The organism is Streptosporangium roseum DSM 43021, assembly GCF_000024865.1.
Taxonomy (GTDB): domain Bacteria; phylum Actinomycetota; class Actinomycetes; order Streptosporangiales; family Streptosporangiaceae; genus Streptosporangium; species Streptosporangium roseum.
In genome coordinates this window covers 891846-918277 of sequence record NC_013595.1, presented here as the reverse complement: position 1 = coordinate 918277, position 26432 = coordinate 891846, and the positions used below count along the sequence as shown (strand labels likewise).

Here is a 26432-nt window from a genome sequence, read left to right as displayed (position 1 = left end):
GATTATCTTGCGGCGGGCAGTAAACGGCGAATGATCAGGAACATCTCGCAGCCGAGGCAGAAGCCGAAAGCTGCGTTGAGGAAGGCGGCGAAAAGAGCCGCCGCGGTTGCGCCGAGGGCCAGCGGCGTGATCTGCGTGACGTATCCGACCAAGCCCACCAGGGCGAAGACGAGTCCGACCCCCTGCGCGAAGCGCGGCGGGGCGGCGTCCTCCAGCTCCCTGGGAGGGCTCTTCACTATCCCTTTGAAAATCATCCCGTACGGCGAGGCGCCGAAGATGCTCAGTGCGAACACCACCGCCTGCGCGGCCAGCAGCCACGCGCTCCCTGTGACCAGGACGAGCGCGAGGACGATGGTCGTCACAGCCGCCGCGAAGCGGAGAGCCCGGGGATCAGCCTGCATCGCTTGATGCTCCTGAAGGGTTGTGCAGATCGGTGCGGCTCGGAGGCCGCTTGAGATCGCCCTTTAGGAAGCGCGACAGAGCGCGGTGGTCACGCGGCAGAAATCAACCGCGCGCCGCTTCGTCAGCAGCTCTGTCGTGGGGTTCATGTCGATGACACTACCCCGACGTTCCGGGATCTGTCACATCCCTGTCCAATTCCTGAGACAAAAATGCTCAATGGGCGGTAGGGTTCGCCGCTTACTCGCCGACCGCGAGACCCAGGGCGCCGATCACGTCAACCTTCCGTGGCTGACCGGAGGCACGTTTCACAACATGGCCTGACGCGTCGAGGATCAGCACAGTCGGAGTTCGCAGGATGTTCAGCGACCGGACCAGATCGAGGCGCGACTCCGCGTCGATCTCCACGTGCGCCACCCCCGGCACCATCTCCGTCACCTCGGCGAGGACCCGGCGGGTCGCCCGGCAGGGCTGGCAGAAGGCGCTGGAGAACTGCACGAGGGTCGCCCGCTCGCCCAGGTCGGCTTCGAGATCGCCGGATGTCAGCTGCTCCACGTCGCCCCTCACCTCGCGTGGCACGCCGCTGCGCCGCCGCATCACCACGCCCACCAGCGTCGCCGCGACGAGCGTGACGAGCACCACCGTCAATCCGGTCACAGAGCACGACAACACGCGGCCGCACCACGCCATTCCCCCGGGCGGGCGCGTTCGGTCCCACGGACGCACCACATCGTTCCCATGGGCGGGCGCGCCCGGGGAAGGTCACGCCGGCTCGGACGGACCCGCACTCAACGGACCCGCACTCAGTGGAAGGTCGCGGTGACCAGCATCCGCCCCCCTGCCGTGACGATCTCGAACTTCGAGATGCCCGAGGGAGGGATCGTGGTGGTGCCGGTGAAGGCCCCGGAGCTGTCGTAGGCGGCCCTGTCGACGATCCAGTTCCCGGCCGTCTCCCGGACCCCGTCGACGCCGACCACGTCCAGCCGGCACCGGGTGCCCTTGGCGACCCCGGTGAGCATGACCCTGAGCGTGGTCGCCTTCTCCCCCGCCGACGCGGTCACCGTGGCGCGGACGGAGCCTTCGCTCCCCTTGGCCGTCCGCTCGGCGGCGTCCTCCAGCATGAGCCGCGCGTCGCCGTCGGGCTGCGCCGAGGGGGCGGCCCTCTCCTTCGCGGAGTAGGGGGTGACCGTCTCGGCGAGACTGGGCCGGGGCGCGGACACCGGCGCGGCGTCCTGGGCGGACCGGGTGGACTGGGTGGCCGACCACAGGGTCCCGCCGAGCCCGACCAGCAGGACCGAGGCGGCCAGTGAGAGCAGCACCCGGGTCATCCGGCGCCGTTTGACCCTGGCGCTGAGCAGCCGGTCCAGCACCGCCTGGGGCGGGCTGCCCACCTGGGCCACGTCCTCCTCGGACACCCGTCCGAGAAACGTGGCCACCCCGGTCAGCTCCTCGAACTCCGCCCGGCAGCCGGCGCACTCGGCGAGATGCGCTTCGACGAACACGCACTCCTCGGGCTCCAGGGCCCCGAGCACGTACGCTCCGAGCGACATCCGCACTTCGTCACAGGTCGTCATCATCATGGCGCGAGCCCCCGCTCCTCCAGCGCCAGCTTGAGCGCCCGAAGCGCGTAATACGTGCGCGACTTCACCGTTCCCGCAGGGATGCCGAGCGCCTCAGCGGCCTCTTTGACCGACTTCCCCTGGTAGTAGACCTCGGCGAGCACCTCGCGGTGCTCGGGCCGCAACGTGGCCAGCGCCTCGGCGACCGCCCAGGACTCCACGGCCCGCTCCAGCTCGTCGTCGGCGGGCAGCACGGCGAGCGCCTCGGCGCCCGTCTCCGGGGGGCGCGACTTGCGCGCCCGATGCTGGTCGACGACGAGGTTGCGGGCCACCGTGAACAGCCACGCGCGGATGGGGCGCCCGCTGAGAGCGTCGGGATGCCGCCAGGCCCGCAACAGCGTCTCCTGCACGACGTCCTCCGCTCTCCCCGGGTCACCCGTCAGCCGCAGTACGTAGCCGTAGAGTGGCCCGCCGTGTTCGTCGAAGAGCGCTCTGACGAGCTGCTCGTCGGCGGTTCCGGCTTGACTCACATCCTCACGACGTACGGCGGGCCGGATCGGTTCGGACATGGGAGCACTTCAGCCATGGAGCGGGACGTCGGACGCCTCGCCGGAGACCTGGAGACCCTGGGGCACGATCTTCACGCCGGTCACCTTGAGGTTGAACGGCAGGTTCTTGATCGGGATCCGGTAGGAGAGGAACCGCTCCGGCTGGGGCACCGGGATGCCGCCGCCCAGCGTGATCTGCTCGGGGACGAACCGCACCCCGCCCTCGATCAGCTCGATCTTCATCTTGGCCTTCGCCGGCACCTTCCGGCCCAGCACGGTGATCTCTCCGTCGACGTTGAGCCCGTCACCGTCGACCTCGAGCTTGACCCCGCGCGGGGCCCTCCGGTTCAGCGTCTCCAGGGAGACCACCACGACGCCCGCCACGCGCTGGGCGCGTATGTCCACCTGATCGGCGTGGAGCACCAGGTCCTCCAGCGGCGCGGTGACCCCGTAAAGGGTGAAGTCCACGCTGGACAGCTGGACACCGGCCAGGTTCATCGCGCCCGCGGCCACCTTGACCTCGTCGTACCGCCCGGCGACCGCCTGGGTCAGGAAGGGGATGCCGGAGATGGTCACCTCGGGCGGGGTGGCGAGGTCGTATTTGGCGGTCGCCCTCGTGGCGATCTCCCGCTGCACCCCGGCGACGGCGACCCTGTCCAGAACCGCGAGGAGAACGAGCAGCAAAATCAGAAAAGCGGCCAGCTTTCGCATCCGACTCCCTGTTCATTCCTTGATCCGGCCAGCGTGCCATCGCAGCACATCCCCCGGCAATGTTTTCCAAAACGCCCGCCGGCGGTCGCGTCCGTCCGGAATCTCACAGAACCCGCCTTTCCCGGCCCGGCCGCACCCGCCTTTCCCCACCCGGCCTTCCGCGCCGGCCCTGCCCGGCTCCGCCCGTCACGGTGATCAGCCCCCCGCGAAGGGGGGCAGCACCTCGACCGTCGTCCCGTCGGCGAAGACGATCGTGTCGTGCGCCCGTTTGCCCACCGGATTACCGTCCACCAGGAAGGACGAGCGCCGGATCACCTGGCTCAGCCTGTCGCGGCCCGCTGTGACGTTCGTCATCAGCTCGGCCAGCGTCGCCGCCTCGAAGGGCTCTTCGGCGACGCCCGCGGCGTCCTTCGCCGCCGCCCAGTAGCGGATCGTGCCCCTTGCCATCTGTGCACCAACCCCTCCGAAACACGTACGGTCATCACGCCATTACGATGAATCCACCTGGGAAACGGGTGTTCACCACGTGGACGCTCACTGGACGCTTAACCCTTGTGGGCTATCCTCACCTACTACGGGACCTGGGCGACGTAGCCCCCGGGTCCTTACGTGTTTGTACGGCTGTCGCCGGCATGACGCGGGAAGGAGGCATAGTGAGCAATCTCCTGCTGCTCACCAACGCCCTTGAGCCCTCGACCGAGGTGCTTCCGGCGTTGGGGCTGCTGCTGCACTCGGTCCGGGTCGTGCCCGCGGAGGCGGCCGCGCTGATCGACGCTCCGCCGGCCGACGCCGTCCTGGTCGACGCGCGCCGTGAGCTCGTCCACGCCAAGAGCCTGTGCAGGCTGCTGCGGACCACGGGCATCGCCTGTCCTCTCCTGGTGATCGTCACCGAGGGCGGGCTGGCCGCGATGACCGCGGAGTGGGGCGCCGACGACGTGATCCTCGACAGCTCCGGTCCCGCCGAGGTCGAGGCCAGGCTCCGGCTCGCCGTGGGCCGGCTGAACATGTCGGCCGCCGAGGAGGTCCCGGACGAGATCCGCAGCGGCGATCTGTCGATCGACGAGGCCACCTACACCGCCCGGCTCCGCGGCCGCGCGCTGGACCTGACCTTCAAGGAGTTCGAGCTCCTGAAGTATCTGGCGCAGCACCCCGGCCGGGTCTTCACCCGCGCCCAACTCCTGCAGGAGGTGTGGGGCTACGACTACTTCGGTGGCACCCGGACCGTGGACGTCCACGTCCGGCGGCTGCGCGCCAAGCTCGGCGCCGAGTACGAATCGCTGATCGGCACCGTGCGCAACGTCGGCTACCGCTTCGTCCCCGAGCGCGGCAGCGAGGCCGCCGAGGATCGCGAGCCCGCCCGCCGCTAGCCGTACCGGATCAACGGGGCGCGAGCCCGTCCGCCGCCGGCCGTACCCGGTCGCGAGCCCGCCCACCGCCGGCCGTACCCGGTCGCGAGCCCGTCCGCCGGGCCCACCGGGTCAGCCGCCGGCCGTACCGGATCATGGGGAAGGCCCACCGGACACCGGTCCGGTGGGCCTTCCGCGTCGTGCCTTCCGCCCCGGCCGCTCCGGGCCGGGCGGGAGCCGGGCTAGGGGGTGACGGTGATGTGGTTGGGGACCGGCGGCGTGATCGACGGGTTCGCGGCGAAGTGGGCGGCGAAGGCGTCGATGTCGAGCGGCCCGCTCCACAGGTCCGTGCTGTCCTTGAAGGCCAGGAAGGCGTCGCCTCCGCCGACGAGGAAGTTGTTGGCGGCGACCCGGATGCTCTGGCCGTCGGTGACGTCAAGGCCGTCGATCTTCAGGTTGGAGACCTTCGAGCCCCACGCCGCGCCCGTGCTGTAGGTGTAGGTGAGGTTCGACGACGGCTGCAGGATCTTGGTGAAGGGCTGGGCGTTGGGGCCGCCGGTGAACTGCTGCTCCAGCAGGGTCTTGAGCTGGGCGCCGGTGAGCGTGACCACCTGCATGAGGTTGTTGAACGGCTGCACCGTGAAGGCCTCGCCGTAGGTCACGACGCCGTCGCCCTCACCGGCGGGCGAGCCCGCGTAGGTCAGGCTCGCGCGCACGCCGCCCGGGTTCATCAGGGCGACCTGGGCGTTGCCGCCGGTCTTGGTGGCGGCGAGCTGGCCGTCGGCGATGAGGTTGCCCAGGGAGGACTCACCCGACGGGGAGGCGGTGTTGGTGATGTCGGCGGTGATCCTGCCGATCGGCTTGTTGGCCACCGGCGCGACGCGCTCCTTCCACGTCTGGACGAACGCGGAGATCTCCGGGTCCGGGGTGACGGTCCGGGTCACGACCTGGTTGTCGGCCACGACCGACGAGCGCACGACGTCGCGGGTCCTGGCGTCCACCTGGAAGTCGACCTTGGTGATCACACGGCCGAACGAGCCGCCCTGGCTGTACAGGCGCGTGCCGCCCTCGGGGTCGGAGACCGTGCACAGGTAGGCCTGGTGGGAGTGGCCGCTGAGGATCATGTCGATCTCGGCGTCCACCTGGGTGGCGATCCGGTTGCCCGCGCCCGGCTGGGCGCTGCAGGCGTCGGGCGACTGGCCCGCGGTGACCTGGTCCCCCTCGTGCACCAGGACGACCTGGGCCTTGACGCCGACCAGCTTGAGCAGCTTGGAGGCGACGTTGGCCGCCTTGACCTCGTCGATGAACTCCAGGTCCTTGATGCCCTCGGAGGTGACGATGTTCGGGGTGCTCCCGGTGACCAGGCCGATGAAGCCGATCGGCACGCCGTTCATCCAGCGGACGGTGACCGGGGGCAGGGCGGGGATGCCGTAGTCCTTCAGCAGCCCGCGCAGCGAGTCCGTGTTCTGTCCGCCGAGCGCGGCGAGCGCCTCCCTCTCGGCGGACGCGTGCGGCCGCTTGAAGATCACGTTGGCGCCGAGGTAGGTGTAGCCCGCGCCCTTCCACTCACCGGCGGGTGAGCAGCCGTCCACCGGGTGGCAGCCGCCGCGCATGATGCGCCGGAGCTCGGCGTAGCCCTCGTCGAACTCGTGGTTGCCCACCGCCGAGGCGGTGACGCCGATCTTGCCGAGGAACTCGACCGACGGCTCGTCGTGGTAGGCCGCGGAGATCAGCGGGGTGGCGCCGATCAGGTCCCCCTGGGCGACCTTCAGGGTGTTCTTGTCCGACAGCTGCTTGAGGTGGGTGGCGACGTAGGCGGCACCGCCCGCCTCCACCGTGGCGCCGTTCTCGTCGACCATGCGGCCGGAGGAACCGGTCGGCGGCTCCAGGTTGCCGTGGAAGTCGTTGAGGGAGAGCAGGCGGATCGGCACCGTCGTGGCGGACTTGTTGCCCGCCTCGGCGGGTCCCATCGTGAGCACGAGACCGGTCCCGGCGAGGACGCCTGCCATGGCCAACCGCTGGAAGGAACGAGGCATCATGAACCACGACATTAAATCGGCAAGCTATGCAAGGAATGTCCGAGATTTAACGATTAACCCGTCCATAAGATGGCGGCTTTTGCCAGTCCCCAATGATCCGATGGTGTCCAGGCCCGCTTAGAGTCCAGAGCATGAACGCGCGTGTGGAACACCGGGGACGACTCGACGAGCGAGAGGTGGCCGCCGTCCTCACGGTGGTCGAGGCCGCCACGGAGGCAGACGGGGTCAGACCGCTCAACGAACATGTGATGCTGCACCTGCGCTACGGCGGCGACGAGCGTGCGGGGGCCGTGCTCCTGTACGTCGGAGACGACCTGGCCGGCTACGCGCACGTGGACCCGACCGACCCGGTCGAAGGACCCAGCGGGGAACTGGTGATCCATCCGGCCTTCCGGGGACAGGGCCACGGGCGACACCTGCTGGAGGCCGTACTGGATCGGACGGGGGGACGGCTGCGCCTGTGGGCCCACGGCGGCCACCCGGGGGCCGAGGCCCTCGCCCTGTCGACGGGATTCACCAAGATCAGGTCGCTGTGGCAGATGCGCCGCTCGCTGTTCGCGGCGATCCCCGGCTTCGAACTGCCCGACGGAGTACGGCTGCGCACGTTCGCGCCCGGGTCCCCCGACGAGGAGGCCTGGGTGGCGCTCAACGCCAAGGCCTTCGCCCACCACCCCGAGCAGGGCTCGTGGACGCTTGAGGACCTGAAGCGGCGCGAGCAGGAGCCGTGGTTCGACCCTGCGGGCTTCTTCCTGGCGGAACGCCCCACCGGATCCGGTGACGGCGACGTCGCGGACGGCGGGTCTACGGACGGCGGGCCTGCGGACAGCGGATCTGCGGACGGCGGCGCCGGGGAGGGCGGCACCGGGGACGGGAACCGGCTCATCGGCTTCCACTGGACCAAGGTGCACGGCGACGGCGGCCACGGGCACGAGCCGATCGGCGAGGTCTACGTGGTCGGCGTCGACCCCGCCGAGCAGGGCGGCGGGCTGGGCAGGTCGCTCACCCTGGCAGGCCTGTCCCACCTGAGGGCCCGGGGCCTGGCCCAGGTCATGCTGTACGTGGACGAGAGCAACACCGCGGCGATCCGCCTCTACGAGAAGCTGGGGTTCACCCGCTGGGACGTCGACGTCATGTACCGGAAGTGACGTTCGGCGTCAGCGACGCCGGGGATGATGCCGGAGATGGCGTCCGGCGCCGGAGGTCGCTTCCGGCATCGGAGACCGCCTCCGACATCGGAGGTGGCGTCCGGCGTCGGAAACGGCGGAACGCCGGCCGGGGAGACCCCGGCCGGCGTTCCGCGGTGACCACTCGGCTGTGATCATTCGGCTGTGATCACTCGACCATCCAGTGGAGCGCGTAGTAGGACAGCGCGGCGACGAGCGCGGCGGCCGGGATCGTGAGGATCCAGCCGGTCACGATGTTGCCCGCGACACCCCAGCGCACAGCTGACAGCCGCTTGGTGGCACCGACACCCATGATCGCGCTGGTGATCGTGTGCGTGGTGGAGATGGGGGCACCGAAACCGATGGCCGCGGTGTAGAGCACGGTCGCGGCGGCGGTCTCCGCGGCGAACCCCTGCGGAGGGGTGAGCGCGATGATCCGGCGGCCGAGAGTCCGCATGATCCGCCAGCCGCCGGCGTAGGTGCCGAGGGAGATGGCCGTCGCGGCGGAGAGGATCACCCACTGGGGGATCGGGTCGCCGTCCTGCTGGAAACCTCCGACCACGAGCGCCAGGAAGATCACGCCCATGGTCTTCTGCGCGTCCTGCAGACCGTGACCGAGAGCCATGGCCGCGGCCGAGACCGTCTGCGCGTGGCGGAAACCCCGGTTGGTCTTCGCGGGCTGGGAGTGGCGGAAGCCCCACAGGATGGCGATCATGATGATCGCGGCCAGGGTGAAGCCGATCACCGGGGAGAGGATCATCGGAATGACGACCTTCTCCACCACGCCGTCCCAGTGGACGGCGCTCGACGAGGCCAGCGCCGAGCCGACCAGACCGCCGATCAGCGCGTGGCTGCTTGAGGAGGGCAGGCCGAAGTACCAGGTGATGAGGTTCCAGACGATGGCGCCGATCAGGCCGGAACCCACGATCACCAGCCCATGGCTGCCGCTCGGGGCGTCGATGATGCCTTTGCCGACGGTCGCCGCCACCTGCGTGCCGAGATGGGCGCCCAGGAAGTTCATGGCCGCGGCCATGAAGAGAGCGGCCCTCGGCGTCAGCGCGCGTGTCGAGACCGAGGTCGCGATCGCGTTGGCGGCGTCGTGGAAGCCGTTGGTGTAGTCGAACGCCAACGCCACGACCACCACGCCGATGACGAGTGCGAGCGTGAGGTCCACTTAGCTTTCCTTGACCGCGATCGACTCGATCGTGTTGGCCACGTGCTCGAAGGCGTCGGCGGCCATCTCAAGCTGATCGATGACCTCCTTCATCTTGAGGACGGTCAACGCGTCGTACTCCCCGCCGAAGAGCTTGGCGAGAAGGCGGCGGTAAACCTGGTCGGCCTGGTTCTCCAGCCGGTTGATCTCGATCCAGTACTCGTTCAGGTTTCTCATCGAACGCAGCCGGGGCATGGCCTCGGCGGTCAGCTCGGCGGCCCGCTCCAGCACCTCGACCTGCCGGACGACCTCTTTGGGGAGATGGTCGATCTGGTACAGGACGATGAGGTCGGCGGCGGCCTCCATGTAGTCCATCACGTCGTCGAGGTTCGACGCGAGACGGTAGATGTCCTCGCGGTCGAAGGGCGTGATGAAGCTCTCGTTGAGCCGGTTCATGATCGCGTGTGTGCGTTCGTCACCGGCGTGCTCACAGGCGCGCATCTTTTCGGCCAGGGCTTCCCTGTCCGATCCGTCGCTGATGATCTCTACCAACAGACGGGACGCTGTGACGAGGTTGTTCGCCGAGTCGGCGAACAAGTCGTAGTAGCTGTCCTCACTAGGCGTGAGACGCAGGCGCACGTCGTTCTCCAGATGTGCGGGGATGGTCCGCAGAGAAGGGTACGGGTTACCAGCGGAAATACGAACTTCACCCGCTAGACGCCTACTCTTCCAGTTGTCGCTACCCGGCATATACCTGGCGACACTCAGCTTGAGGGAGCCTTAGCGGCATCTTTCCGATGACCGTTTTGCTGGTTTTGGCCATGTTATGCCGAAACTGGTCACGTATGGGGCCCGTCCCCGGCGCGATGATCGACGTGTCGCCGTCCCCGCCCTGACCTGCCCCGCCCCGTCCTGCCACGCCTCACCGCGTCCGCCGGACTCCAGGCCCCTGAACTACGGGCCCGCCGAACCACGGGGCCCGCCGCACTACAGGCCCGCCGAACCAGGAGCCCGCCGACCCACAGGCCTCGACGGACTCCGGACCCGCCGCGGCCCGGAAACCCGCTCCCCGCCCCGGGGACCTCGGGCATCCCGGGATACGACCCCGTCGCCGAGAGCCGGGCTCCCGAGACGCCACGGTGATTTCCGTCACGGCACCCGAGAGCGTCCCGGACGACCTTGAGGGACGACCGTCACATCCGCCCGCCCCGAACGGGCCCGGGATGGGCTCTCACGGCCCTCACAGCCGGAAGCCCGTCGCGGTGCGGACGGGTGAGCCGCCCCGGGGCTCCACGCCCCACAGGCTCCCTGTGGGCCTCCTGGGGCCCGGGTGCGTTCAGATGCGGGTGCGGTGGAAGTTCAGGTAGGAACGGCTCGGCGTCGGTCCGCGCTGTCCCTGGTATCGCGAGCCGTACTTCTGCGAGCCGTAGGGATGCTCGGCCGGCGAGCTGAGCCGGAACATGCACAACTGCCCGATCTTCATACCGGGCCAGAGCTTGATCGGCAGCGTCGCGACATTGGAGAGCTCAAGCGTCACATGCCCGCTGAACCCCGGGTCGATGAACCCCGCGGTGGAATGGGTGAGCAGGCCGAGCCGCCCCAGCGAGCTCTTCCCCTCCAGCCGGGAGGCGATGTCGTCCGGAAGGCTGATGACCTCATAGGTGCTGGCCAGAACGAATTCCCCGGGATGCAGGATGAACGGGTCGTCGCCCTCGGGCTCGACCATCCGCGTGAGATCGGGCTGCTCGACCGCCGGGTCGATGTGCGGGTACCGATGGTTCTCAAAAACCCTGAAATAACGGTCCAGACGCACGTCGACGCTGGAGGGTTGGATCATCTCCGGATGGAAGGGGTCAAGGCTGACCCTGCCGGACGCGATCTCGGCGGCGATGTCACGATCGGAAAGCAGCACGTGAGGCAACCTACCAACGCCGCGCCCCCCGGCAGACCGAGAAACTCTGCTCCGCGGACTGCGAGAGTGGTGCGAGTTTCCGCTACAGTGGTGGACGCGGCAGACCGCTGCGGGTGTAGTTCAATGGCAGAACATCAGCTTCCCAAGCTGACAGCGCGGGTTCGATTCCCGTCACCCGCTCCACGCTCGAAGGCCCAGGCTGCGGATGGTCTCCGAACCCGGACCTTGATCTTTCCCGGAACCTCAACGACCGCCTATGCCCCCTGCGTGCCCGATGGCTTCGGCGCCTCTTCAACAGATCAGCTCGCCTCACGCAACGGCTGGAACTGGACACTGAGCCGCATCTCCAACGCCTCCGCAAGCCTCTCCAGCATCGGAATCGTCGGCATCGTCCCGCCTGCCTCAAACCGCGCCACCGCAGGCTGCTTCAACCCCGTGCGCTCGGCCAGCTCACTCTGGGTCAGACCGAGCTGCTCACGGCGCAGCCGTACCGCCTCCCCTAGCTCAAACCGGATCCTGGCGGCCTCATACGCCGCTCCGGCCCCCGGACGGCTCACGATCTCAGCCCGCTTGGCACCCCAGCTCTTGCGCTCACCCATACCGCTCACTCCTCGTCTGCCGTGTGAGCCTCGGCGATACACCGCTGCATGGCCCGCCACGCCCGCTCGATCTCAGCGGACTCGCGCATCCGCTGCTTGCGGAACACCGTCAGCATGATGATCCGCCGACCCGGTGCGATCCAGTAGGTGATCCGTACCGCCTCTCGGTCGAGGTGGAAACGCAGCTCACGTAACTTGCCGCGGAGCTGACGAGTGTAGGGCTCATCCAGCAGGACACCACGCTCGGCCAGCAGGTCGACATAGAACGCCGCCGTCTCCTGCCCCTCCTGATCAAGCGTGTCGAACCACTCATCGACCTCTGGCTCCAGTTCCGCCTCTCCCCAGTTCATAACACGGACGTTATAGCGATGGCAAGTATCACGTCCTGGAAACGCTCCTGCTCTTCCTGTCGAGAAAGATCCGCGGCGGGAGGCCCACGAGCGCGCTCCGCCCCGAGGGTAGTCGTCCGGCTTCCCACGCAACGTTGATCACGTGCCGGATCCGTGCCAGAACAGGCGGGGAACCACGGTCACTCAGGGGGACTCACGGGGACTCGACCCACTCTGACCTGCATCCCCGTTTTTCCAGCTCAGAGCACCAAAGTCAGTAGATGCTTCCCAAGCTGACAGCGCGGGTTCGATTCCCGTCACCCGCTCCACTCTCACTCCGAGCTCTCCCGAGGCGTTGATCGCTCTCCGTCATCAAGAGGGTCGAGCAGACCGCAGGCTCCTTCGATGCCTCCTGAGGAGATCAGGTCACGGATCGCAGCCACCATACCTTCGAACCCGACATCCCTGATGACGATCAAATCTGAGCACCAGAAGTACCAGCCGCCGAGGCACTCACCGGTGCGCGCGTTCTTGTCCATGATCTGCTGGACCACATCCAGGGTCATGAAGGTCGCATACCGGCGGGAGCCATCGCGGAAGGTGATCGTCGCATCTGCCTGGTCGGCGGTGTCCGGCTCGTATCCTTCCCAGGCTGGAATGGTCATCTCGAACTCGGGATCCGTGATGCGGTAGAAGGTCTCGTCGAAAGTGATCATCCTGTTGCCCCTCCCGTAGCCGGCCGCGCTGTCTCGACGACGACCGCGGCCGTGACGTAGAAGTCGTCCGGAGCAATCTGCGTCACCACATCAAGTCGCACGCCCCGCTCGCCCGAAGTGATCATGTGGGCCTCGAAGTACTGGTATCTGAGATCCTGCAACCAGATCCGTTCGAGTTCGGCCGCGATCTCTACGGTTGAACACCCGGGCGCAATCCAGCACGTGGCCATGATCAGATTGTCCGTGTCACCGGTCAGACGAACCGCCACCTCTGTGATCAGGCGCGAATGCCAGAGGTAGCCATCGAAGTCCATTGACATGCCGTCGAGGTCATGCCCATCGCTGGGGGACGACTCGCCCATCACCCGCTGTTTCACGGCGGCAAACTCGGGAGGTTCCACCAGGACAGTGTCCCGTCTCCACATCGCGACATGATCACCGTGCAATTAGCGTGCAATTAGACAGGGTGACAAGGGGGCAGCCACGGTCACTCACGACCGACCTAACACCCAGTTCGGCCGCTCCACCTGCCGTACTCGCTGCACTTCCCAAGCTGACAGCGCGGGTTCGATTCCCGTCACCCGCTCCAAGACTGAAGGCCCAGGTCATGGATTGATTCCCGACCCGGGCCTTGATTGTTTTCTGGGATGGTTGATCTTCGCGTGCCATTAGCTCTCGATCAGCTCACCGGGGGCCGGCATTCCGGCCGGATCTTCGTCCTCTTCGTCACGTCCGATGATCTGCCTGTCGATCGCGTCCGTGATCGTCCTGTCGGCACCTCGTACGGCGTGCTGGTAGATCATCGCGGCGCGCGTTGTCACGTCCCATCCGGGCCATCAGGTCCTTGAGCCCAGCGCCGGACTCGGCGGCGAACATGTTGTCCGCGTGACACAGATCATGGAGGTGAAGGCCGGGGAGACCCATCTCCTTGACCACGTCGACCCAGCGCATACAAGTGTTGAAGTCACTGCGCCGGAGCGGGCCGCCCTCCGCGCCGGGGAACATCAATTGTGCCCGGCTCGTCCTGGACGTAGGTGGCGACATGCTCACGGAGCACCTGAACGACGGCCTGCGGGATGCCGACAGTGCGCCGGCCAGCCTTGGACTTGGGCGGGCCGAGGACCAGTCCCCGGTCGAGCGCTCCACGAAGGTCACCCGGATGCGCACCGTTTCCGCGTCGAGGTCGACATCCGTACGGCGGAGCGCGCTGACCTCACCCCATCGCAGGCTCACGAAGGTGGTCAGGAGCACCAGAGCGCGGAAGCGACGGTCATGAGTGCAGTCGGCTCGGCCGTCCATCCCTTAAGATGAGCGCCCGTTCGGTGTCGCCCTTGCGCTTATGGGTTATCAAGGCGGCGGCTCCGCCGCCGCAGCGTGCGGCCCTCCCGCGCGAGCATGCGGCCTGGGGGTCGGTCTCGCGCGGGAGCCACGCGGCTAACCGATTGCCCCCTACCGTGAATGTTCCTTCGACCACGCGCGGTGCCGGGCTCTACCGATGCCAACGACCATGAGCGCGACGAATGCGAGCACGAAGAACGACAGAAGATGCCACATCGGCCACGCCATTCTGGGCGTAGCGAACACGAAGCCTATTCCGGCTCCGAGCCACCCGATCTGGAAGCACCAGATCGCTGCCGCCACGCGGAACCAGATCGAGCGCTTGAACTCGTCCACGTGGCGCAATCTTCCATGGAACTCCCACACCGGGCAAGAGCATGCCTCCGGCGGGGACTCAGCTCCGGGATGATCGACGTTCAAACACTAGGTCCGTGATGGCTGAGGTGGAAGCCTGATCTTCCCGTCTGTCACGTCCCAGGCAAGCCCAACATCTCGACTCCTCCGGTTCAAGGCCGTCTGTGACCGTTGGCGTCCGATGATCGAGGAACGTCTACCGGCTGACGTACACGCGAAGACGGCCTTGACCCTCCGTCCCCGGGCTGTTGCCCCTCCGGGGTGGGACGAGGCAGACGGGAAGATCAGGCGGGGAGGGGGCGTGCGTCCGCACGGGGTTCTCAGGCCGTGCCCGTCAGGAGGGTCGCCAAGGGGGAATCACGGGGACTCACGGGCAAGGAGAAACTGCCCCTGACCTGGAACGTAGTAGCTCAGAGGGTCGCGCGCCGCAATCTTCCAAACTGGTTACGACGATGGCGGGTCGGCCAGAGGCCCCTAACGGGAGTAGGGTCCGTTATTGCGAGGAAGTCGCAATAAGGTGTCCGGTAGACCTGTGATGTTCACGAAGGGACTGACGGTGCTTGGTACCCCGGCCAACGCCTCTGAAGACGTCGGAGCCCTCCCTGAAGTGGCCGCGGCCTGGGTACAGGGATGGACACTCTCCCGCGCGACCGAATCACCAGTGGCGGTGCCGGGCGGCTACAGAATCGATGTGGGACTGTCAGGCCACCTCATCCGTTACGTGCTGCCCCGATTTGATCCGGCAGCCCTCCGCCGTCTGACACGGGAACCGCTCGCGCCGGGAACCTGGCTCAAGGTTTGTGCGAAAGTGGAGACCGTCGCCGCCGTACTGCCGACCGAGTGGCTCGTAAAGGACCCCGAGTACATGATGACGGTTCCCCTGCGTTCCGCCGAGTTCTCCATGCCGACCGGTTACGCACTGCGGGTCACGACACAGGGTGCCGTCACCGATGCAGAAGTCCTTGGCGCCGATGAGCAGATAGCCGCCAGGGGGCGGATCGCACGGACCGGGTCGTTCGCGATCGTCGACCAGGTGGAGACTCACCCATCGCATCGCCGTCGGGGGTTAGGCAGCCGCGTCATGAGTGCCCTTGGCCACTACGCCGCGATCCAAGGAGCCCGAACCGGCGTCCTCGTCGCGACCCGGGACGGACTCGGGCTCTACCACTCCCTGGGCTGGACGCTGCATGCGCCCGTCACAGCAGCCGTCTTCCGCCCCGAAGAGGCCGCCTACTCAGCGGGCTGTTCCGGTCCGGTCTAGGCAAGTGATCGCAGGCGGGGCGGAAAAGTCCCGTTGCACTTCCAGTTGCAGTTCGAAGTCGTCCCAGACCGTTCAGGATGGACCACGTATGCCTGCCGGCCTGCGTTGAACCATCCGGAACAAGCCTCAGCCGATCTTTTAATCCGCAGATTTTGAGTTCGAGCCGTGCTGCAGCGTGGGCAGATTCCGGGCAGCGGAATATGGTGCCAGCCTTCAGGCTGGCCGTCGGACGCGGCATCGTGGACGGATCAGCCAACGACGCCACTCATGAGCAGCCCTTTGACGATCTCCGGGGTCAGCACCACGCCGGTCAACCGGGCTGCGAGGAGAAGTGCTCCGGACGCGGACGACGGTGCCTCAGCACCGGCTCCGGGTACGTCGTCGGGATCAAGGCCCGCCTGCCTCATCAGATCGTTGAGCCGATCGGGATCACTCCCGTGCCGCCATTGGGGAATCTTGGGATTGAAGTGCGTGACCAACTCCCCGTCCACCGCGTAGACGAAGTCGTCGGATGCGTAGTCGTGCCGCAGCACCGCCACGGCCACGGTCCCGGCCGAGAGGGCCTGTGCCTTGTCGGCTTCCGTGCACGTCCACCCGCTTTCCTCGATGAGCACCGTCCAGTCGCCCACTCTCCCCGCAAGCACCGTCTCAGGAAAGAGGCCATCGTCTATCAACTCGTCATAGGTGAGTGGCCGGATGCTCTCCTGGTCGGCACCCAGTCGGCGAAGCGCCTGCACCTCGCTGACTCCACGCACGAAGGTCAGACACCACAGATCGCCCAGCTCGTCATCTTCGGCCAGCCAGGCAACATCGGCGTAGGTAAACGCCATCCGCAGCACCTCATCTGTTGATCATCGTGCCATTAGCGTGCCATTAAGGGGGGGTAACGAGGGGTCGACCGCGGTCACTCGCGACCGGCCCAAAGCCCAGGCCAGCAGCCCTACCAGCCATACTCGATGCACTTCCCAAGCTGACAGCGCGGGTTCGATTCCCGTCACCCGCTCCACGCTTCAAGGCCCAGGTCAGGATGTAAATCCGGACCGGGGCCTTAGTTGTTTCCGGAGCGCTTTCGATCTTCCGTGCCCGTTACGTGTCCGATGCCGATGGATCTTCTTTCTTGAGAGCGGCTTCGGCGAGCTTTCCCATGCCGTCGGCGATCATCTGATCCCGCCCGTTCTCGGTGTGCAGATAGATCAGCGCGGCCCGCCTGGTCAAGGGCGGCGCTCCGCGCCGCCACGCGGCCCGCGCCCGCCCGCACGCTGCGCGTGCGGCCTGGGGGCCGTTCTCGCGCGCGACGCGCAGCTAAGAGCGTGACTCATTTGGCGAGTCTGCGGTAGCAGATGAGAGCCACTGCGAGAGCGACGAAGGAAGCGAAGTGATCGGCCCGGCGTTCGTAGCGGCGGTGTAATCGGCGAGTGTCGGCGCGTTCGCTCGACCACCCAGCGGTGCCGGCCGAGTCGCTGGCTGGACTCGATGCCGCGCCGGGCGATGCGTGGGACGATTCCACGTCCGCGCAGGAACACGCGCAGGTGCGGGTAGTCATACCCCTTGTCGCCGTGCAGCTTGGCCGGACGGCGACGACGTGGCCCGCGCCGGGAACGGATCGGCGGGGTGCCACGCACGAGCGGTTCCAACGCCTTGCTGTCGTGGGTGTTGACGGCGCTGATCACGACCGAGATGGGGAGGCCGGTCCGGTCGGTGATGATATGGATCTTCGACCCCTTCTTGCCTCGATCTACAGGATTCGGACCTGTCAGATCTGCCCTTTCATGGCGCGCACGCTGACCGAGTCGATCGCACACCGCGCCCAGTCCAACTCCCCGCGCGAGCCGAGTTCGTCCAGCAAGATCCGGTGCAGCTTGGCCCACACCCGCGCGCCGCTCCACTCAGTGAAGCGGCGGTGCACGGTCTGCCAGGAGGCCCCGAAGACCGGCGGGAGCTGCCGCCAGGTGCAGCCGGTGGTGCCACGAACACGATCGCCGCCAGAATCAGGCAGCCATCCGCTCGCCGCCGGCCGCCTCCCTGGGGCCGTGTCGCGACGGGGGGACCACCCGCTGGAACAACTCCCACAGTTCATCAGGAACCAGCCGGTCCAAGAACGTCGTCACAACCGGTCTAACGACTGATCACCAAACGAGACACGGTCTGAACCAGTGGACCGTCACCGCCATACCGACCCTTGTTCTTCGACCTTTCCGATCTCGGTGTTCGGTCATGGTGAGAGACACCGGCCGGACCCTCGCTGATGCCGGGGCCGGCACGGCCCGCCGCTTCGTGCGGGTCGGTCGGCACTCGGCGTAGGCTCACGGGCGCACCGTCGAGCGATGGCGAACCCGAGAGGAAGACACCGTCCGTGCATGACTACGACGACCCGACCTGGGGGCCGCTTCCCGTCCGCCCGGCGGCACTGCGCTGGCTGCTGCTTCTCCCCCTGACCCTGGTGTTCCTGCCGCTGTGGTGGGTGGTGTGGGTCGTCCTCGCGATCTGCTTCCACTGCGTAGCGCCGGTGGCCCAGCTGATCGTCGACATGGTGCCGCGTGCCGAGAACGGCGCGATACGAATGCTGGACGCCACATTGGGCCAGATACCGTTCGTCCCGCTCTGGTGCGTGACCCCGGTGGCGCTGGTGCGGGAGGGCGACACGGCGTACTACCAAGCGCGCGTGGACCGGCGCATCGAGAAGCAGAACCGACGCGTGGAGACCTCCCAGTACCGTCGCGAGTACTACCGCGACCTGGAACTCGGCGCACACTACTTCCGGGGCGTCGGCGCCGGTTACGCCCTGCGCGTCTCCTCGGAGCAGGGCTGGAACCTCCACCCGGTGCTGCGCTCGCACCCCCGGCGTCGGCTCCGGCTGCGTCACAACGGCCGGCCACGGCCGGACCTCAGGGCAGGATGACCTGCCCGCCTTCACCGATCGGCTCTTCGAGCTGGTGAAGTATCGGTTCAGTATTTCCGCCGAGACGGTGACCGTCGACCGCCGGCGTGGCCACGACATCGTCCAGGCGACCGGCCTGGAGCATGTCGAGGCGGGCCGCGTCCCGCCGCGACCTCAGCTGCGCGCGCGGATCAGCATGACCAGCCCGGCAATGAACGACCCGAGCAGGACCGGCGACAGGACCGCGAGGCCGCCCCACACGACGATGCCGAGATAGCCTAGCCCGGACGAACTGTGCGTCGGGTCGGCATCAGCGGCCGCGAACAGCCCCAGGCCGATGATGACACCGACCACCGTGATCGCGATCGGCGTCCACAGGAGCACGTGGGCCCACACACGGTACCTCCGACTGTAGACCCGCCGGGCCGGCCGCACGTTCGGCTGTGGGGGATAGCCGACGAGTTCGCTCATGCCGTATTTGTACCAGCCCGCGTGGACCTCGTACCGCAGGGTCGGCCGTGGCGTGTAGAGGTTCGGCGTGTAGAGGTTCGGCGTGTGGCGATCCGGGCAGCAAGGGGGAGAAGGTGTTCACGCGGGAGGACATCCGCGACCTTCTCGACAGCCGCCACCCCGGCGAGGAGATCGCCGACATCCTGACGAAACACATGCACACGGGGGGCGGCGAGCACCCCGTGGTGCAGGATACCCTCCGCCGGCGCACGATTCCCGGGCCAGCCCTTCGCCGAGATCCTGCTCACGCGGCCTCCGCGCCTCCCGCCGCCGCATCACGGGCGCGCCGCCTGCCCGTCAGTCCTTCCTGCTGTCCCAGGGGTCGCCGATCCAGCTGTCGAAGGAGGGGATCAGGGCCACGAGGGCGGCTCCGAGCCGCCAGTCCAGCTCCGGTGCGTACAGACGTACCGTGTCCCCGGACGACTTGAACTCAAGCGGGACCTGTCCGCCGGAGCGCCACTTGATGCGGCGTGGGCCGCGCGGGAAGTCGCCGCCGCCGCCGAACAGGGCGGCCACGAGGATGAGCGGCAGCAGGGGCGAGCAGAGCCACCACACGCACCACCAGAACAGCCGGCCCTTGTATCCCACCGCGTCGGGGCTGCCTGCGCGGCTCACCGTCCAGCGTGTGCGCAGTCCCTGGCTGAACGCCTTGTCGCGCGTGAACATACCGAGCGGTTCGCCGTGCGGGCCGAGCACCTTGAACTGTGCCCGCCCGCTGCCCGTGGAGACGGTGACCAGGGTGGCGACCCGCGCCTGGCGATGCTCGTCCGCCCACAGGACGAAGGAGCGGGCTCCGCTCTTCCGGGCCGCGAGGTAGGCGGATATGCCGTCGGGCAGCACCTCGCGTTCCACATAAGCGACCGGCCGCGAAGTTCCCGGTCCGTCGGAGAAGCTGATCCGGCAGTCGAGCTGCCCGCCAGGGGTGGTCCTCAGTCGCCGCAGTGCTTGCAAGGTCAGCGTGCTGGTCACCTGACGGGCTCCTTCGCGCGTGTTTATGTCGAACGGTCAGCACGAAGGTACGCGTGCGCGGCCCCCATTGTTCCCTTGATGAGGGTTTGATCCCCCGTTTGCTGTCGTTCGAGTTTCAGGTATATCGCCAGGTTGGGGTGCTTCTCCGGCGAGGCGGGCTCATGCCCAGATCTCCTGCTCGCAGTTGCGCGGGACCGCAACCATGATCGAGGAATGTCTACGGGCTGACGTACACGCGAAGACGGCCTTGATCCTCTGTCCCCGGGCTGTTGCCCCTCCGGGGTGGAACGAGGCAGACGGGAAGGTCCAGCGGGAGAAGTACGCGCGTTCGCACATCATCCGAAGCTTGATCGCGTGCCAGATGCGTGCCAGAACAGGCGGGGAACCACGGTCACTCACGGGGAATCACGGGGACTCGACCCGCTCTGACCTGCACCCCTGTTTTCCCAGCTCAGAGCAGCAAGGTCAGTAGATGATTCCCGAGCTGACAGCGCGGGTTCGATTCCCGTCACCCGCTCTAACAACAAAGCCCAGCTCAAGAACGTGATCTGGAGCTGGGCCTTTCCTCTTTCCCCTGGCGCCGACAACCCTCGAGCAAGGCTGCCGCGGCTGAAGACCGCTACTGCGGAAGGAGCAGCGAAAGCTTACAGACCGAGCCTCGAAGTGGCCGCCTGCGGCTTATGCGTTCGTGAGCTGTCGGTGATGCACCGTTAGAGGCTCGATTTCAGTGGTGTCGTCATCGACGACGAGCTCGACGCGGAACCGAACCCCCATTGCCGCACCGAGGCGCAGCAGTGTCGCTATATCCGGAATGCCACCACCGCCCTCGATGCGAGACAGAGCGGGCTGGGACATCCCGGAGCGCTCCGCTACGACCTTCTGAGACAAGCCTCGGCGCTTACGGATCTCACGCAACTGGTCTCCAAGCTCCAGGTCACGGCCCGCCTGCTCGTATTCGGAGTGGGGCTGCGCATCCGCTTCCATCTCGCGCAGACGCTTCGCCTTGTAGGTTTCCCAACGACTGTGACCCATCATGCGCTCCTCTCGAACACGTGCGTAGTGGTTAGGTCGTGCTCTGCCTCACACCGCTTCTTGACAGCGATCGCTCGGTCGATGTCGGCGGGCTGCGTCCCATCCTGTGTCTTGCGGAAGACCGTCAGGATCACGATCACCCTGTTGGATGGCTTCCAGAAGGTCAATCGCCAGGTCGTGCGGTCGAGAGCAACACGCAACTCGTGCACACCTTCGGCATCCTTCAGCTTCTTCACGTGATCCCCATCAGGGATGCCACCAGTGACGAGGTAGTCGTCTACGTTCCGCATGACCCGCTGATAGAGCGGAAAGGAAAGTCCGTCCAGCCAAGACTCCACCTCCGGCTCCAGGTCGATCTCCCACCGAGACATACCATCAATAGTATATGCACTCGATGGTAACCCGCGGCAGAGATGAGCACCAGGCCTGACCTCGCGTCCACTCCTCGATCCTGGTTGCCGTCCCAGATCAGCCGCTACGCCCTCAGCTGAGCCATTGGCCCAGCTGAGGCGATAGTTGGCCCCGCCGCCGTCTGCTAGGCCTGTACGGAGTTGAGGTCAGGGGGATTCGCCTGCGTGGCGGTTTGCCGTCCTGGTAGGCCATCGTCATAGCACGTGGAGACTTCACCGATCACGCTGGCGCATGACCCCGTGCCCGTTGCGTGCCCGCCAGGAGGGGGATCAGGGGGAGTCACGGTCACTCAACCCGCCCCCCCCGCAGGTCAGCATCTTCCCAGCTCAGCAACCATGTGCGCTAGAGACTTCCCAAGCTGACAGCGCGGGTTCGATTCCCGTCACCCGCTCCAAGCTGGAAAAGCCAGGTCAGGGATGATTCCTCGACCTGGCTTCCGTTCTTTCCAGGGCTCGTTTCGATCTTCCGTGCCCGGTCTCTCCTGATCTTCGTTCTTCCGTGGAGCCTCCTCGGCGAGCCTGCCCATGCTGTCGGCGATCATCTTGTCCCGCTCTTCCTCGGTGTGCAGGTGAATCAGCGCCGGGACTGCGCATGGCTCGAAGTGACCGCCAACCCGGGATCACTATTCTCATGGCATGGCGCGAAGAGGAGGCCAGACATCCCCATACGGGATCTACGCGGCCGGAGAACAGGTATTTCGGTTCTATCCCGACGGCGTCGTGCTTGACGTGCTGGTGAAACCCGCTCCGGGGCCGGCCGAAGGTCAGGCCATCGCGACATGGCTCCACCCTGAAGCACCGGCACCGCTCAATGGCATCCACCTTGCGCGCTACGACTTCTCCGAAGGCTGCATCTCCTTCACCACACGAAGTCACTTCCGAGACGAGGCTGTCGTCGTTCGCGGACGCTGGAGCCCGGACCGCCTCATACTTGACCGGCGTGACGGCGGGCGATTGCGCACCGGTCTGCGCTTCCTCCGCATCTGGCCCACCTGAGCAACGGCTCAGGGCCCGAACGGCGAGTTTCGCCCTCTCGGAAACACATCACATTCATCACGAGGCAGGCGCGCTCGACTCACTCGCCCGCCCAGACCATCCTTACGGAGAGGATCACCAACGACGCGTGCGGCGTCCGTGCTGCCGCTGGGCGCCCGGGTGGAGATCGAGATGATCGCCCGACGTTGGCCACCGCTCTCGACCGCCGCTCAGGGGCGGGGGATGGCGACGGCGGTGTACGTGATGGTGAGGGTCGGGCTGGTGGTGAAGCGGGCGTTGGGGAGGTACAACCGGGGCCCGAAGGCGGCCACGGTCGCCGGTACGTCGAACCGGGCATCACGCACCCGCCGCACGACGCGGCCGTCGGTCCCCGCCGCGTTCAGCCGCAGGACGGCCAGGGCGCTGCGCTTGTTCTGGACCCCGTTCTCCACCGCGAACAGCGTCCGGCCGTGCAGCAGCTGTCCGTCGCGCAGCGGCAGCTTGTAGAGCACCGGGTTGGTGGAGTCGGTGAACCACGCGGCGCCCTGGGTGAGGATGACGTCGTTGACGAACGCCGGGCCGGTGGCCAGCCGGTAGTAGGCCAGCACCCGGCCGGTGCGGGTGTCGACGACGCACGCGTCACCGCCCGTGCCGCCCGCCACGAACAGCCGTCCGTGCGGGTCGGTCCTCATTCCGAGAGACGGTGTGCCGGGTCCGCGGATGATGATCGCGCCGCGTCCGGTGCGCAGGTCGGCGCGGTAGATGGAGCCGTCGGCAATGGAGCCAGAGCGGCGGCGAGGTCCGTGACGGGGTGGCGGACCGGCGTGCGCGGTGCCGGTCAGTTCGACGGGGTCCCGGCCGAGCCGCTCTGTCTCGAACAGTACTGCCCCCAGATTCGGTCCGAAAGGGCACCGGACCCGGGGGAGCGTGACGTAGTCGTCGGTCAGCCGACGGCGTAGGCGCGAGTGATCGTCTGGGTCAGGCCGGTGCCCGCCGTGTCGGTCACCACCGCGCGGAGGGAGACGAATCCGGGCGTGCGCGGGTTCGGCAGCGCGGCGGTCCAGCCCGAGCCGGTGCGGACGATCGGGATACGACGCCACTTCGCCCCGTCGTCGATGGACATCTCCACCTGGACCGACTCGATCGCCGCCCCGGTGGAGCCGGGGTTGCGCTCGATCCACAGGGGAAGACGGGTCACGCTGCCCGGCTTGGCGCGATTGGACTCATCCAGGCCGGCGGGGCTGTAACGGACCGCCGTCAGCGGCAGTGGCAGCCCCTTCGCCGTGGTCGCGGACCGGAACCTCCATACGGACTCCACGCCGGTGGAGAGTGTCGAGTGCGGAACCTGCCTGCGCATCGACGCGGTCAGCGTGTAGGCGCCGGACCCGGCGGGAAGGTCGGCGTGGAGCTCGCACCCTTCCCTCCGGTAGACCTCGCAGTCGGCGATGTCGGCCTTGGCCAGCACCTTCCCGTCTCTGGCGAGGGTGGCGGTGCCGGTGGCGGCGGTGTCCGAGCCCGTTCTTCCCGGGCCCCCGTCGGTGAACAGCCCCACCGCGGAGAAGGTCAGCTTGTCGCCGGTACGGCTGCCGCCGGGCAGCAGGAACGACGGACCGGTGACCGCGGTGTTCCAGACTTCACTGGTCTGCCCGCGCTTCATGAGCTTGCCGCCGTCGAAGGTCAGGGAGGTGCCGACCTGAAGTCCGCTTTCGTAGGTCAGCCCGGGGGTCCGGTAGTGGATGAGCGTGCCGGGCAGGGGGATGTCACCGACCAGTGGTGCCAGGAACGAGCCCAGGAAGCCCCCGACCTGTAGTCCGGCCATCGGCGTCCCCAAGGCCGCCACTCCCGAGGCCCGGTAGGTCGCGGAGACCTTCGCCAGATCCTTCTGCCTGGCGTCGTAGACGGGATTCTCGGGAACGCCGTCGGTGCGACGGTCGACGAGGTCGTAGACGTAGGGACTGGGAGACACGTCCTTGCTCAGCCACGTGGTTCTCAACGTGTAGGTCAGGCCTGGCCGGTGAACCGGCACGACGAAGAGCTCGGTGTTGGCGTCCATGTTCGTCGACGACCACGAATTCCATGCGCCGTGGGCCATCCCGAGATCGAAACCACGCCGAGGCGTGGCGGTCGGATCGTCGAGTGTGACCTTGGTCGCCTTGCCCTGGCGTGCGTCCACCGTCAGCCGGCGGCTGCCTCCATCGACCTTCAGCGGGGAGTTGGCGGCGGTGACGTTCAGCTTCCCGTCGATCCTCTCTGCGATCCAGGTGTAGAGGTCCCAGTCGCCCTTGGGGAGCCGTACCGTGGCCATGCCGTTCCGGAAGAACGGCTCGGTGACGGCCCCCGTCTTCGCGTCATAGATCTCAGCCGACCAGGGGTCGACCGGTTGGCCCTGCTTGCCGATGGCGGCGATGGTGACGTCGTAGGACTCGGGCTCGACGTACGCACCCGCCAGGGTGCGGATCACGCTGTCGCCCGAGGTGGCGGTGATCGTCCCGGCGTAGTCGCCGGGGGCCTTGCCGCTCGCGTCGATGCTGAGCGTGACCGATGCCTGTCCTCCGGCGGGCACGTCGAGCCGCCGGGTGCCGAGTTCGAGCACTTCTCCCTCGACGGTCAGGTCGAGGCTGACCGGGGCGTCGCCGGAGTTGGTGTAGGTGACGGTCCCGGTCTTCTTGCGTCCGTCCGGACCGTCCCAGGGGAAGACGGCCCAGGTGCCCGCCGTCTGGGCCACGACCTGCTGCTTCAGGGCGCGGACCACGTCCACCCGTCCGGTGCCCTGCTGGAACGGCGTGGCGCCGGACGAGGGAGCGGCGCTGCCGACCAGAGCGGCCTTGAGCTGCTGCCCGGTCCAGCCGGGGTGCCGCTGGGCGAGGATGGCCGCAGCCCCGGCCACGTGCGGTGCGGCCATGGAGGTGCCGCTCATCTCGACGTGAGCGCCGTCGGCGGTGCCCTCGGCCGCCGCCGCGACGATGGCGACCCCCGGTGCGGTGAGGTCCGGTTTGACGGCGTGGTCGCCTACGCGGGGGCCGGTGCTGGAGAACCCGGCCACCCGATCCTGCCTGTCGACGGCGCCGACCGCGAGGGCGGCGTCGGCGCTGGCGGGGCTGCTCACCGGCCGCCTCCCGCCGTCGTTCCCCGCGGCGACGACGAACAGCGTGCCCGTCTCCGCCGACAGCGTGTTCACCGCCTGCTCCACGGGGTCGATCTCGGGCTGGTCGGGGGCACCCATGCTGAAGTTGACGACCTTGGCCTTGACCTCAAGGGAGGCCCACTCCATGCCCGCCAGGATGGCGGACTCGGAGGCGCCGAACCTGTCGCCCACCTTTCCGATGGCCAGCCGTGCGCCGGGAGCCACTCCCCGGTACTTCTCGCCGTTACCCGCGACGGTCGAGGCGACATGGGTGCCGTGACCGTGGTTGTCGCGGATGTCGGGCTCCTCGCTGAAGTTGCGTTCCTGCGCCACCACGCCCTTCAGGTCCGGATGGCCGGGGTCGTAGCCGGAGTCGAGGACGGCGACCGTGACGCCCTCGCCGGTCATCCCCTGCTTCCACGCCTCGGTGGCGCCGATCTGTTCGGTGCTCCGGTCGAGGCTGAAGGACCGGCGGCCGTCCAGCCAGATCTTCGTCGTGCCCGCGGCCGGCGTACGGCCGCCGCCCGTCATCTCCTTCCACGCCCGAGCCGCGTCGCTCTTGGGCAGGCGGAGCGTGGTCATGCCAAGGCCGGCGAGCCGCCGGGTACCCTGCGCGCCCCTGAGCGCAGGGGCCGGGCCCGCGTCCGACCGCGTGATCAGCGGGATGTCGCGGATCTCGGCGTCCCCGTACCGCCACTGCAGCAGTTGGGTGACGTCGAACAGCCGCCGGTCGAGCACCCCCTGAGCGACCAGGGGCTGAGCGTCGGACGGAATCACGTACAGGTGCTTCTCACGTACCTGGCTCGTGAAGCCGACCTCCTGCCGGCCGGGTCCGGGCTCCACCCGGTGCCCGTGCCCGGTGACCACGACACGGTCACCGGTGATCAGGGTCACCCCGTCCGCCGGCGGGGAGGGAGGCTGCGGTGTCTGCGCCGGCGCTGGTGCCGGTGTGATGCCCACGATCGTTCCTGCCATGGCGGCGGCGAGGAACGACTTACCTAAACTCATGATCTGCCTTTGCGTGAGGGGAAATGATCTCTTCCTGCGTTCGGCCATGGGCACGCGCCCGCCAGACCGTTCGGCCATGGGCACGCGCCCGCGAGACGT

At 67.6% G+C, this 26432-nt stretch carries 30 protein-coding genes, 1 tRNA gene and 1 pseudogene; 6 read left to right on the top strand and 26 right to left on the bottom strand.

Going from position 1 to position 26432, the window contains the following annotated elements; translation table 11 throughout:
* Positions 1–2: 2 nt before the first annotated feature.
* From SROS_RS04290 to SROS_RS04265, 7 genes are all read right to left on the bottom strand, one after another.
* Positions 3–401, bottom strand: coding sequence for a DUF4395 domain-containing protein (locus tag SROS_RS04290; protein WP_012887652.1), 399 nt, complete (start codon positions 399–401; stop codon positions 3–5).
* Between the two features lie 63 nt (positions 402–464).
* Positions 465–548 (bottom strand): putative leader peptide, encoded by an 84-nt coding sequence (locus SROS_RS54365; RefSeq protein WP_352036913.1) that lies wholly within the window; start codon positions 546–548, stop codon positions 465–467.
* A gap of 91 nt (positions 549–639) precedes the next feature.
* Positions 640–1056 carry a TlpA family protein disulfide reductase gene (locus tag SROS_RS04285; protein ID WP_081453034.1) on the bottom strand — a complete coding sequence of 139 codons (417 nt, stop codon included), beginning with the start codon at positions 1054–1056 and terminating at the stop codon, positions 640–642.
* 146 nt (positions 1057–1202) lie between these two features.
* Positions 1203–1973 carry an anti-sigma factor family protein gene (locus SROS_RS04280; RefSeq protein ID WP_281048024.1) on the bottom strand — a complete coding sequence of 257 codons (771 nt, stop codon included), beginning with the start codon at positions 1971–1973 and terminating at the stop codon, positions 1203–1205.
* A gap of 2 nt (positions 1974–1975) precedes the next feature.
* Complete coding sequence (locus SROS_RS04275; protein WP_012887649.1) at positions 1976–2527, bottom strand: sigma-70 family RNA polymerase sigma factor; 552 nt, start codon at positions 2525–2527, stop codon at positions 1976–1978.
* 9 nt (positions 2528–2536) lie between these two features.
* Positions 2537–3217, bottom strand: coding sequence for an LmeA family phospholipid-binding protein (locus SROS_RS04270; RefSeq protein ID WP_012887648.1), 681 nt, complete (start codon positions 3215–3217; stop codon positions 2537–2539).
* Positions 3218–3412: 195 nt separating this feature from the next.
* Positions 3413–3664, bottom strand: coding sequence for a MoaD/ThiS family protein (locus SROS_RS04265; RefSeq protein WP_012887647.1), 252 nt, complete (start codon positions 3662–3664; stop codon positions 3413–3415).
* Between the two features lie 206 nt (positions 3665–3870).
* Between SROS_RS04265 and SROS_RS04260 the strand changes: the two genes are divergently transcribed.
* Entirely contained in the window at positions 3871–4584 is a 714-nt protein-coding gene (locus SROS_RS04260; RefSeq protein ID WP_012887646.1) for a response regulator transcription factor, read from the top strand.
* A 221-nt stretch (positions 4585–4805) separates the two neighbouring features.
* On the opposite strand, the gene SROS_RS04255 is transcribed toward SROS_RS04260, so the two are convergent.
* On the bottom strand, positions 4806–6602 hold the full coding sequence (locus SROS_RS04255; protein ID WP_148268951.1) for a bifunctional metallophosphatase/5'-nucleotidase: 1797 nt from the start codon (positions 6600–6602) through the stop codon (positions 4806–4808).
* A gap of 131 nt (positions 6603–6733) precedes the next feature.
* On the opposite strand from SROS_RS04255, the gene mshD reads away from it, so the two are divergent.
* A complete protein-coding gene (mshD, locus tag SROS_RS04250; RefSeq protein WP_012887644.1) occupies positions 6734–7747 on the top strand; it encodes a mycothiol synthase in 1014 nt (337 codons plus the stop codon).
* Positions 7748–7934: 187 nt separating this feature from the next.
* On the opposite strand, the gene SROS_RS04245 is transcribed toward mshD, so the two are convergent.
* The 3 genes from SROS_RS04245 to dcd all read right to left on the bottom strand — a co-directional run bounded on the left by SROS_RS04245 (position 7935) and on the right by dcd (position 10830).
* Entirely contained in the window at positions 7935–8939 is a 1005-nt protein-coding gene (locus SROS_RS04245; protein ID WP_012887643.1) for an inorganic phosphate transporter, read from the bottom strand.
* On the bottom strand, positions 8940–9557 hold the full coding sequence (locus tag SROS_RS04240; protein ID WP_012887642.1) for a DUF47 domain-containing protein: 618 nt from the start codon (positions 9555–9557) through the stop codon (positions 8940–8942).
* A 697-nt stretch (positions 9558–10254) separates the two neighbouring features.
* Entirely contained in the window at positions 10255–10830 is a 576-nt protein-coding gene (dcd, locus tag SROS_RS04235; RefSeq protein WP_012887641.1) for a dCTP deaminase, read from the bottom strand.
* Positions 10831–10939: 109 nt separating this feature from the next.
* On the opposite strand from dcd, the gene SROS_RS04230 reads away from it, so the two are divergent.
* Positions 10940–11013, top strand: a tRNA-Gly gene (locus tag SROS_RS04230).
* Positions 11014–11129: 116 nt separating this feature from the next.
* On the opposite strand, the gene SROS_RS04225 is transcribed toward SROS_RS04230, so the two are convergent.
* The 6 genes from SROS_RS04225 to SROS_RS04205 form a co-directional block, all read right to left on the bottom strand.
* A complete protein-coding gene (locus SROS_RS04225) occupies positions 11130–11429 on the bottom strand; it encodes a helix-turn-helix domain-containing protein (RefSeq protein WP_012887640.1) in 300 nt (99 codons plus the stop codon).
* Between the two features lie 5 nt (positions 11430–11434).
* Positions 11435–11779: a type II toxin-antitoxin system RelE/ParE family toxin gene (locus SROS_RS04220; RefSeq protein ID WP_012887639.1), complete on the bottom strand. Its 345-nt coding sequence runs from the start codon at positions 11777–11779 to the stop codon at positions 11435–11437.
* Between the two features lie 311 nt (positions 11780–12090).
* Positions 12091–12474, bottom strand: coding sequence for a hypothetical protein (locus SROS_RS04215; RefSeq protein WP_012887638.1), 384 nt, complete (start codon positions 12472–12474; stop codon positions 12091–12093).
* Positions 12471–12875, bottom strand: a complete 405-nt coding sequence (locus SROS_RS04210) for a hypothetical protein (RefSeq protein ID WP_148268950.1) — start codon at positions 12873–12875, stop codon at positions 12471–12473. The genes SROS_RS04215 and SROS_RS04210 overlap by 4 nt, the downstream gene beginning before the upstream one ends.
* A gap of 267 nt (positions 12876–13142) precedes the next feature.
* On the bottom strand, positions 13143–13295 hold the full coding sequence (locus SROS_RS50710; protein WP_169369194.1) for a hypothetical protein: 153 nt from the start codon (positions 13293–13295) through the stop codon (positions 13143–13145).
* A gap of 628 nt (positions 13296–13923) precedes the next feature.
* A complete protein-coding gene (locus SROS_RS04205) occupies positions 13924–14148 on the bottom strand; it encodes a hypothetical protein (protein WP_043651308.1) in 225 nt (74 codons plus the stop codon).
* A gap of 553 nt (positions 14149–14701) precedes the next feature.
* Between SROS_RS04205 and SROS_RS04200 the strand changes: the two genes are divergently transcribed.
* A complete protein-coding gene (locus tag SROS_RS04200) occupies positions 14702–15427 on the top strand; it encodes a GNAT family N-acetyltransferase (RefSeq protein ID WP_012887635.1) in 726 nt (241 codons plus the stop codon).
* 248 nt (positions 15428–15675) lie between these two features.
* Here SROS_RS04200 and SROS_RS45675 read toward each other — a convergent pair whose 3' ends face one another.
* The 3 genes and pseudogenes from SROS_RS45675 to SROS_RS48545 all read right to left on the bottom strand — a co-directional run bounded on the left by SROS_RS45675 (position 15676) and on the right by SROS_RS48545 (position 17523).
* On the bottom strand, positions 15676–16257 hold the full coding sequence (locus SROS_RS45675) for a DUF6461 domain-containing protein (RefSeq protein ID WP_012887634.1): 582 nt from the start codon (positions 16255–16257) through the stop codon (positions 15676–15678).
* Between the two features lie 256 nt (positions 16258–16513).
* On the bottom strand, positions 16514–16642 hold the full coding sequence (locus tag SROS_RS53715; RefSeq protein ID WP_012887633.1) for a hypothetical protein: 129 nt from the start codon (positions 16640–16642) through the stop codon (positions 16514–16516).
* Positions 16643–16742: 100 nt separating this feature from the next.
* A pseudogene (locus tag SROS_RS48545) lies at positions 16743–17523 on the bottom strand (IS5 family transposase).
* 257 nt (positions 17524–17780) lie between these two features.
* Here SROS_RS48545 and SROS_RS04190 point away from each other — a divergent pair.
* On the top strand, positions 17781–18326 hold the full coding sequence (locus SROS_RS04190) for a hypothetical protein (RefSeq protein WP_012887632.1): 546 nt from the start codon (positions 17781–17783) through the stop codon (positions 18324–18326).
* Between the two features lie 153 nt (positions 18327–18479).
* On the opposite strand, the gene SROS_RS04185 is transcribed toward SROS_RS04190, so the two are convergent.
* The 4 genes from SROS_RS04185 to SROS_RS04170 form a co-directional block, all read right to left on the bottom strand.
* Positions 18480–18776: a hypothetical protein gene (locus tag SROS_RS04185; protein ID WP_148268948.1), complete on the bottom strand. Its 297-nt coding sequence runs from the start codon at positions 18774–18776 to the stop codon at positions 18480–18482.
* 336 nt (positions 18777–19112) lie between these two features.
* Positions 19113–19784, bottom strand: a complete 672-nt coding sequence (locus tag SROS_RS04180) for a hypothetical protein (protein WP_012887630.1) — start codon at positions 19782–19784, stop codon at positions 19113–19115.
* A gap of 678 nt (positions 19785–20462) precedes the next feature.
* Positions 20463–20816, bottom strand: coding sequence for a helix-turn-helix domain-containing protein (locus SROS_RS04175; RefSeq protein ID WP_012887629.1), 354 nt, complete (start codon positions 20814–20816; stop codon positions 20463–20465).
* Positions 20816–21187 (bottom strand): type II toxin-antitoxin system RelE/ParE family toxin, encoded by a 372-nt coding sequence (locus SROS_RS04170; RefSeq protein ID WP_012887628.1) that lies wholly within the window; start codon positions 21185–21187, stop codon positions 20816–20818. The genes SROS_RS04175 and SROS_RS04170 overlap by 1 nt, the downstream gene beginning before the upstream one ends.
* A gap of 675 nt (positions 21188–21862) precedes the next feature.
* Between SROS_RS04170 and SROS_RS49240 the strand changes: the two genes are divergently transcribed.
* Positions 21863–22222 (top strand): hypothetical protein, encoded by a 360-nt coding sequence (locus SROS_RS49240; protein ID WP_148268947.1) that lies wholly within the window; start codon positions 21863–21865, stop codon positions 22220–22222.
* A 209-nt stretch (positions 22223–22431) separates the two neighbouring features.
* Here SROS_RS49240 and SROS_RS04165 read toward each other — a convergent pair whose 3' ends face one another.
* Together SROS_RS04165 and SROS_RS04160 are read right to left on the bottom strand one after the other, a co-directional pair.
* Entirely contained in the window at positions 22432–22893 is a 462-nt protein-coding gene (locus tag SROS_RS04165) for a hypothetical protein (RefSeq protein WP_052316869.1), read from the bottom strand.
* Between the two features lie 251 nt (positions 22894–23144).
* On the bottom strand, positions 23145–26333 hold the full coding sequence (locus SROS_RS04160; protein ID WP_169369242.1) for a S8 family serine peptidase: 3189 nt from the start codon (positions 26331–26333) through the stop codon (positions 23145–23147).
* Between the last annotated feature and the right edge of the window lie 99 nt (positions 26334–26432).

Coding starts and splice junctions, on each gene's coding strand:
- SROS_RS04170 (WP_012887628.1), bottom strand. CDS start 21,187: ATGTCTCGGTGGGAGATCGACCTGGAGCCGGAGGTGGAGTCTTGGCTG.
- SROS_RS04270 (WP_012887648.1), bottom strand. CDS start 3,217: ATGCGAAAGCTGGCCGCTTTTCTGATTTTGCTGCTCGTTCTCCTCGCG.
- SROS_RS04280 (WP_281048024.1), bottom strand. CDS start 1,973: ATGACGACCTGTGACGAAGTGCGGATGTCGCTCGGAGCGTACGTGCTC.
- SROS_RS04275 (WP_012887649.1), bottom strand. CDS start 2,527: ATGTCCGAACCGATCCGGCCCGCCGTACGTCGTGAGGATGTGAGTCAA.
- SROS_RS04160 (WP_169369242.1), bottom strand. CDS start 26,333: ATGAGTTTAGGTAAGTCGTTCCTCGCCGCCGCCATGGCAGGAACGATC.
- SROS_RS04165 (WP_052316869.1), bottom strand. CDS start 22,893: ATGAGGACCGACCCGCACGGACGGCTGTTCGTGGCGGGCGGCACGGGC.
- SROS_RS04215 (WP_012887638.1), bottom strand. CDS start 12,474: ATGATCACTTTCGACGAGACCTTCTACCGCATCACGGATCCCGAGTTC.
- SROS_RS04220 (WP_012887639.1), bottom strand. CDS start 11,779: ATGAACTGGGGAGAGGCGGAACTGGAGCCAGAGGTCGATGAGTGGTTC.
- SROS_RS49240 (WP_148268947.1), top strand. CDS start 21,863: ATGGCGCGAAGAGGAGGCCAGACATCCCCATACGGGATCTACGCGGCC.
- mshD (WP_012887644.1), top strand. CDS start 6,734: ATGAACGCGCGTGTGGAACACCGGGGACGACTCGACGAGCGAGAGGTG.
- SROS_RS45675 (WP_012887634.1), bottom strand. CDS start 16,257: ATGGCGTTTACCTACGCCGATGTTGCCTGGCTGGCCGAAGATGACGAG.
- SROS_RS04225 (WP_012887640.1), bottom strand. CDS start 11,429: ATGGGTGAGCGCAAGAGCTGGGGTGCCAAGCGGGCTGAGATCGTGAGC.
- SROS_RS04175 (WP_012887629.1), bottom strand. CDS start 20,816: ATGGGTCACAGTCGTTGGGAAACCTACAAGGCGAAGCGTCTGCGCGAG.
- SROS_RS04265 (WP_012887647.1), bottom strand. CDS start 3,664: ATGGCAAGGGGCACGATCCGCTACTGGGCGGCGGCGAAGGACGCCGCG.
- SROS_RS04255 (WP_148268951.1), bottom strand. CDS start 6,602: ATGATGCCTCGTTCCTTCCAGCGGTTGGCCATGGCAGGCGTCCTCGCC.
- SROS_RS54365 (WP_352036913.1), bottom strand. CDS start 548: ATGAACCCCACGACAGAGCTGCTGACGAAGCGGCGCGCGGTTGATTTC.
- SROS_RS04290 (WP_012887652.1), bottom strand. CDS start 401: ATGCAGGCTGATCCCCGGGCTCTCCGCTTCGCGGCGGCTGTGACGACC.
- SROS_RS04185 (WP_148268948.1), bottom strand. CDS start 18,776: ATGAGCGAACTCGTCGGCTATCCCCCACAGCCGAACGTGCGGCCGGCC.
- SROS_RS04200 (WP_012887635.1), top strand. CDS start 14,702: ATGTTCACGAAGGGACTGACGGTGCTTGGTACCCCGGCCAACGCCTCT.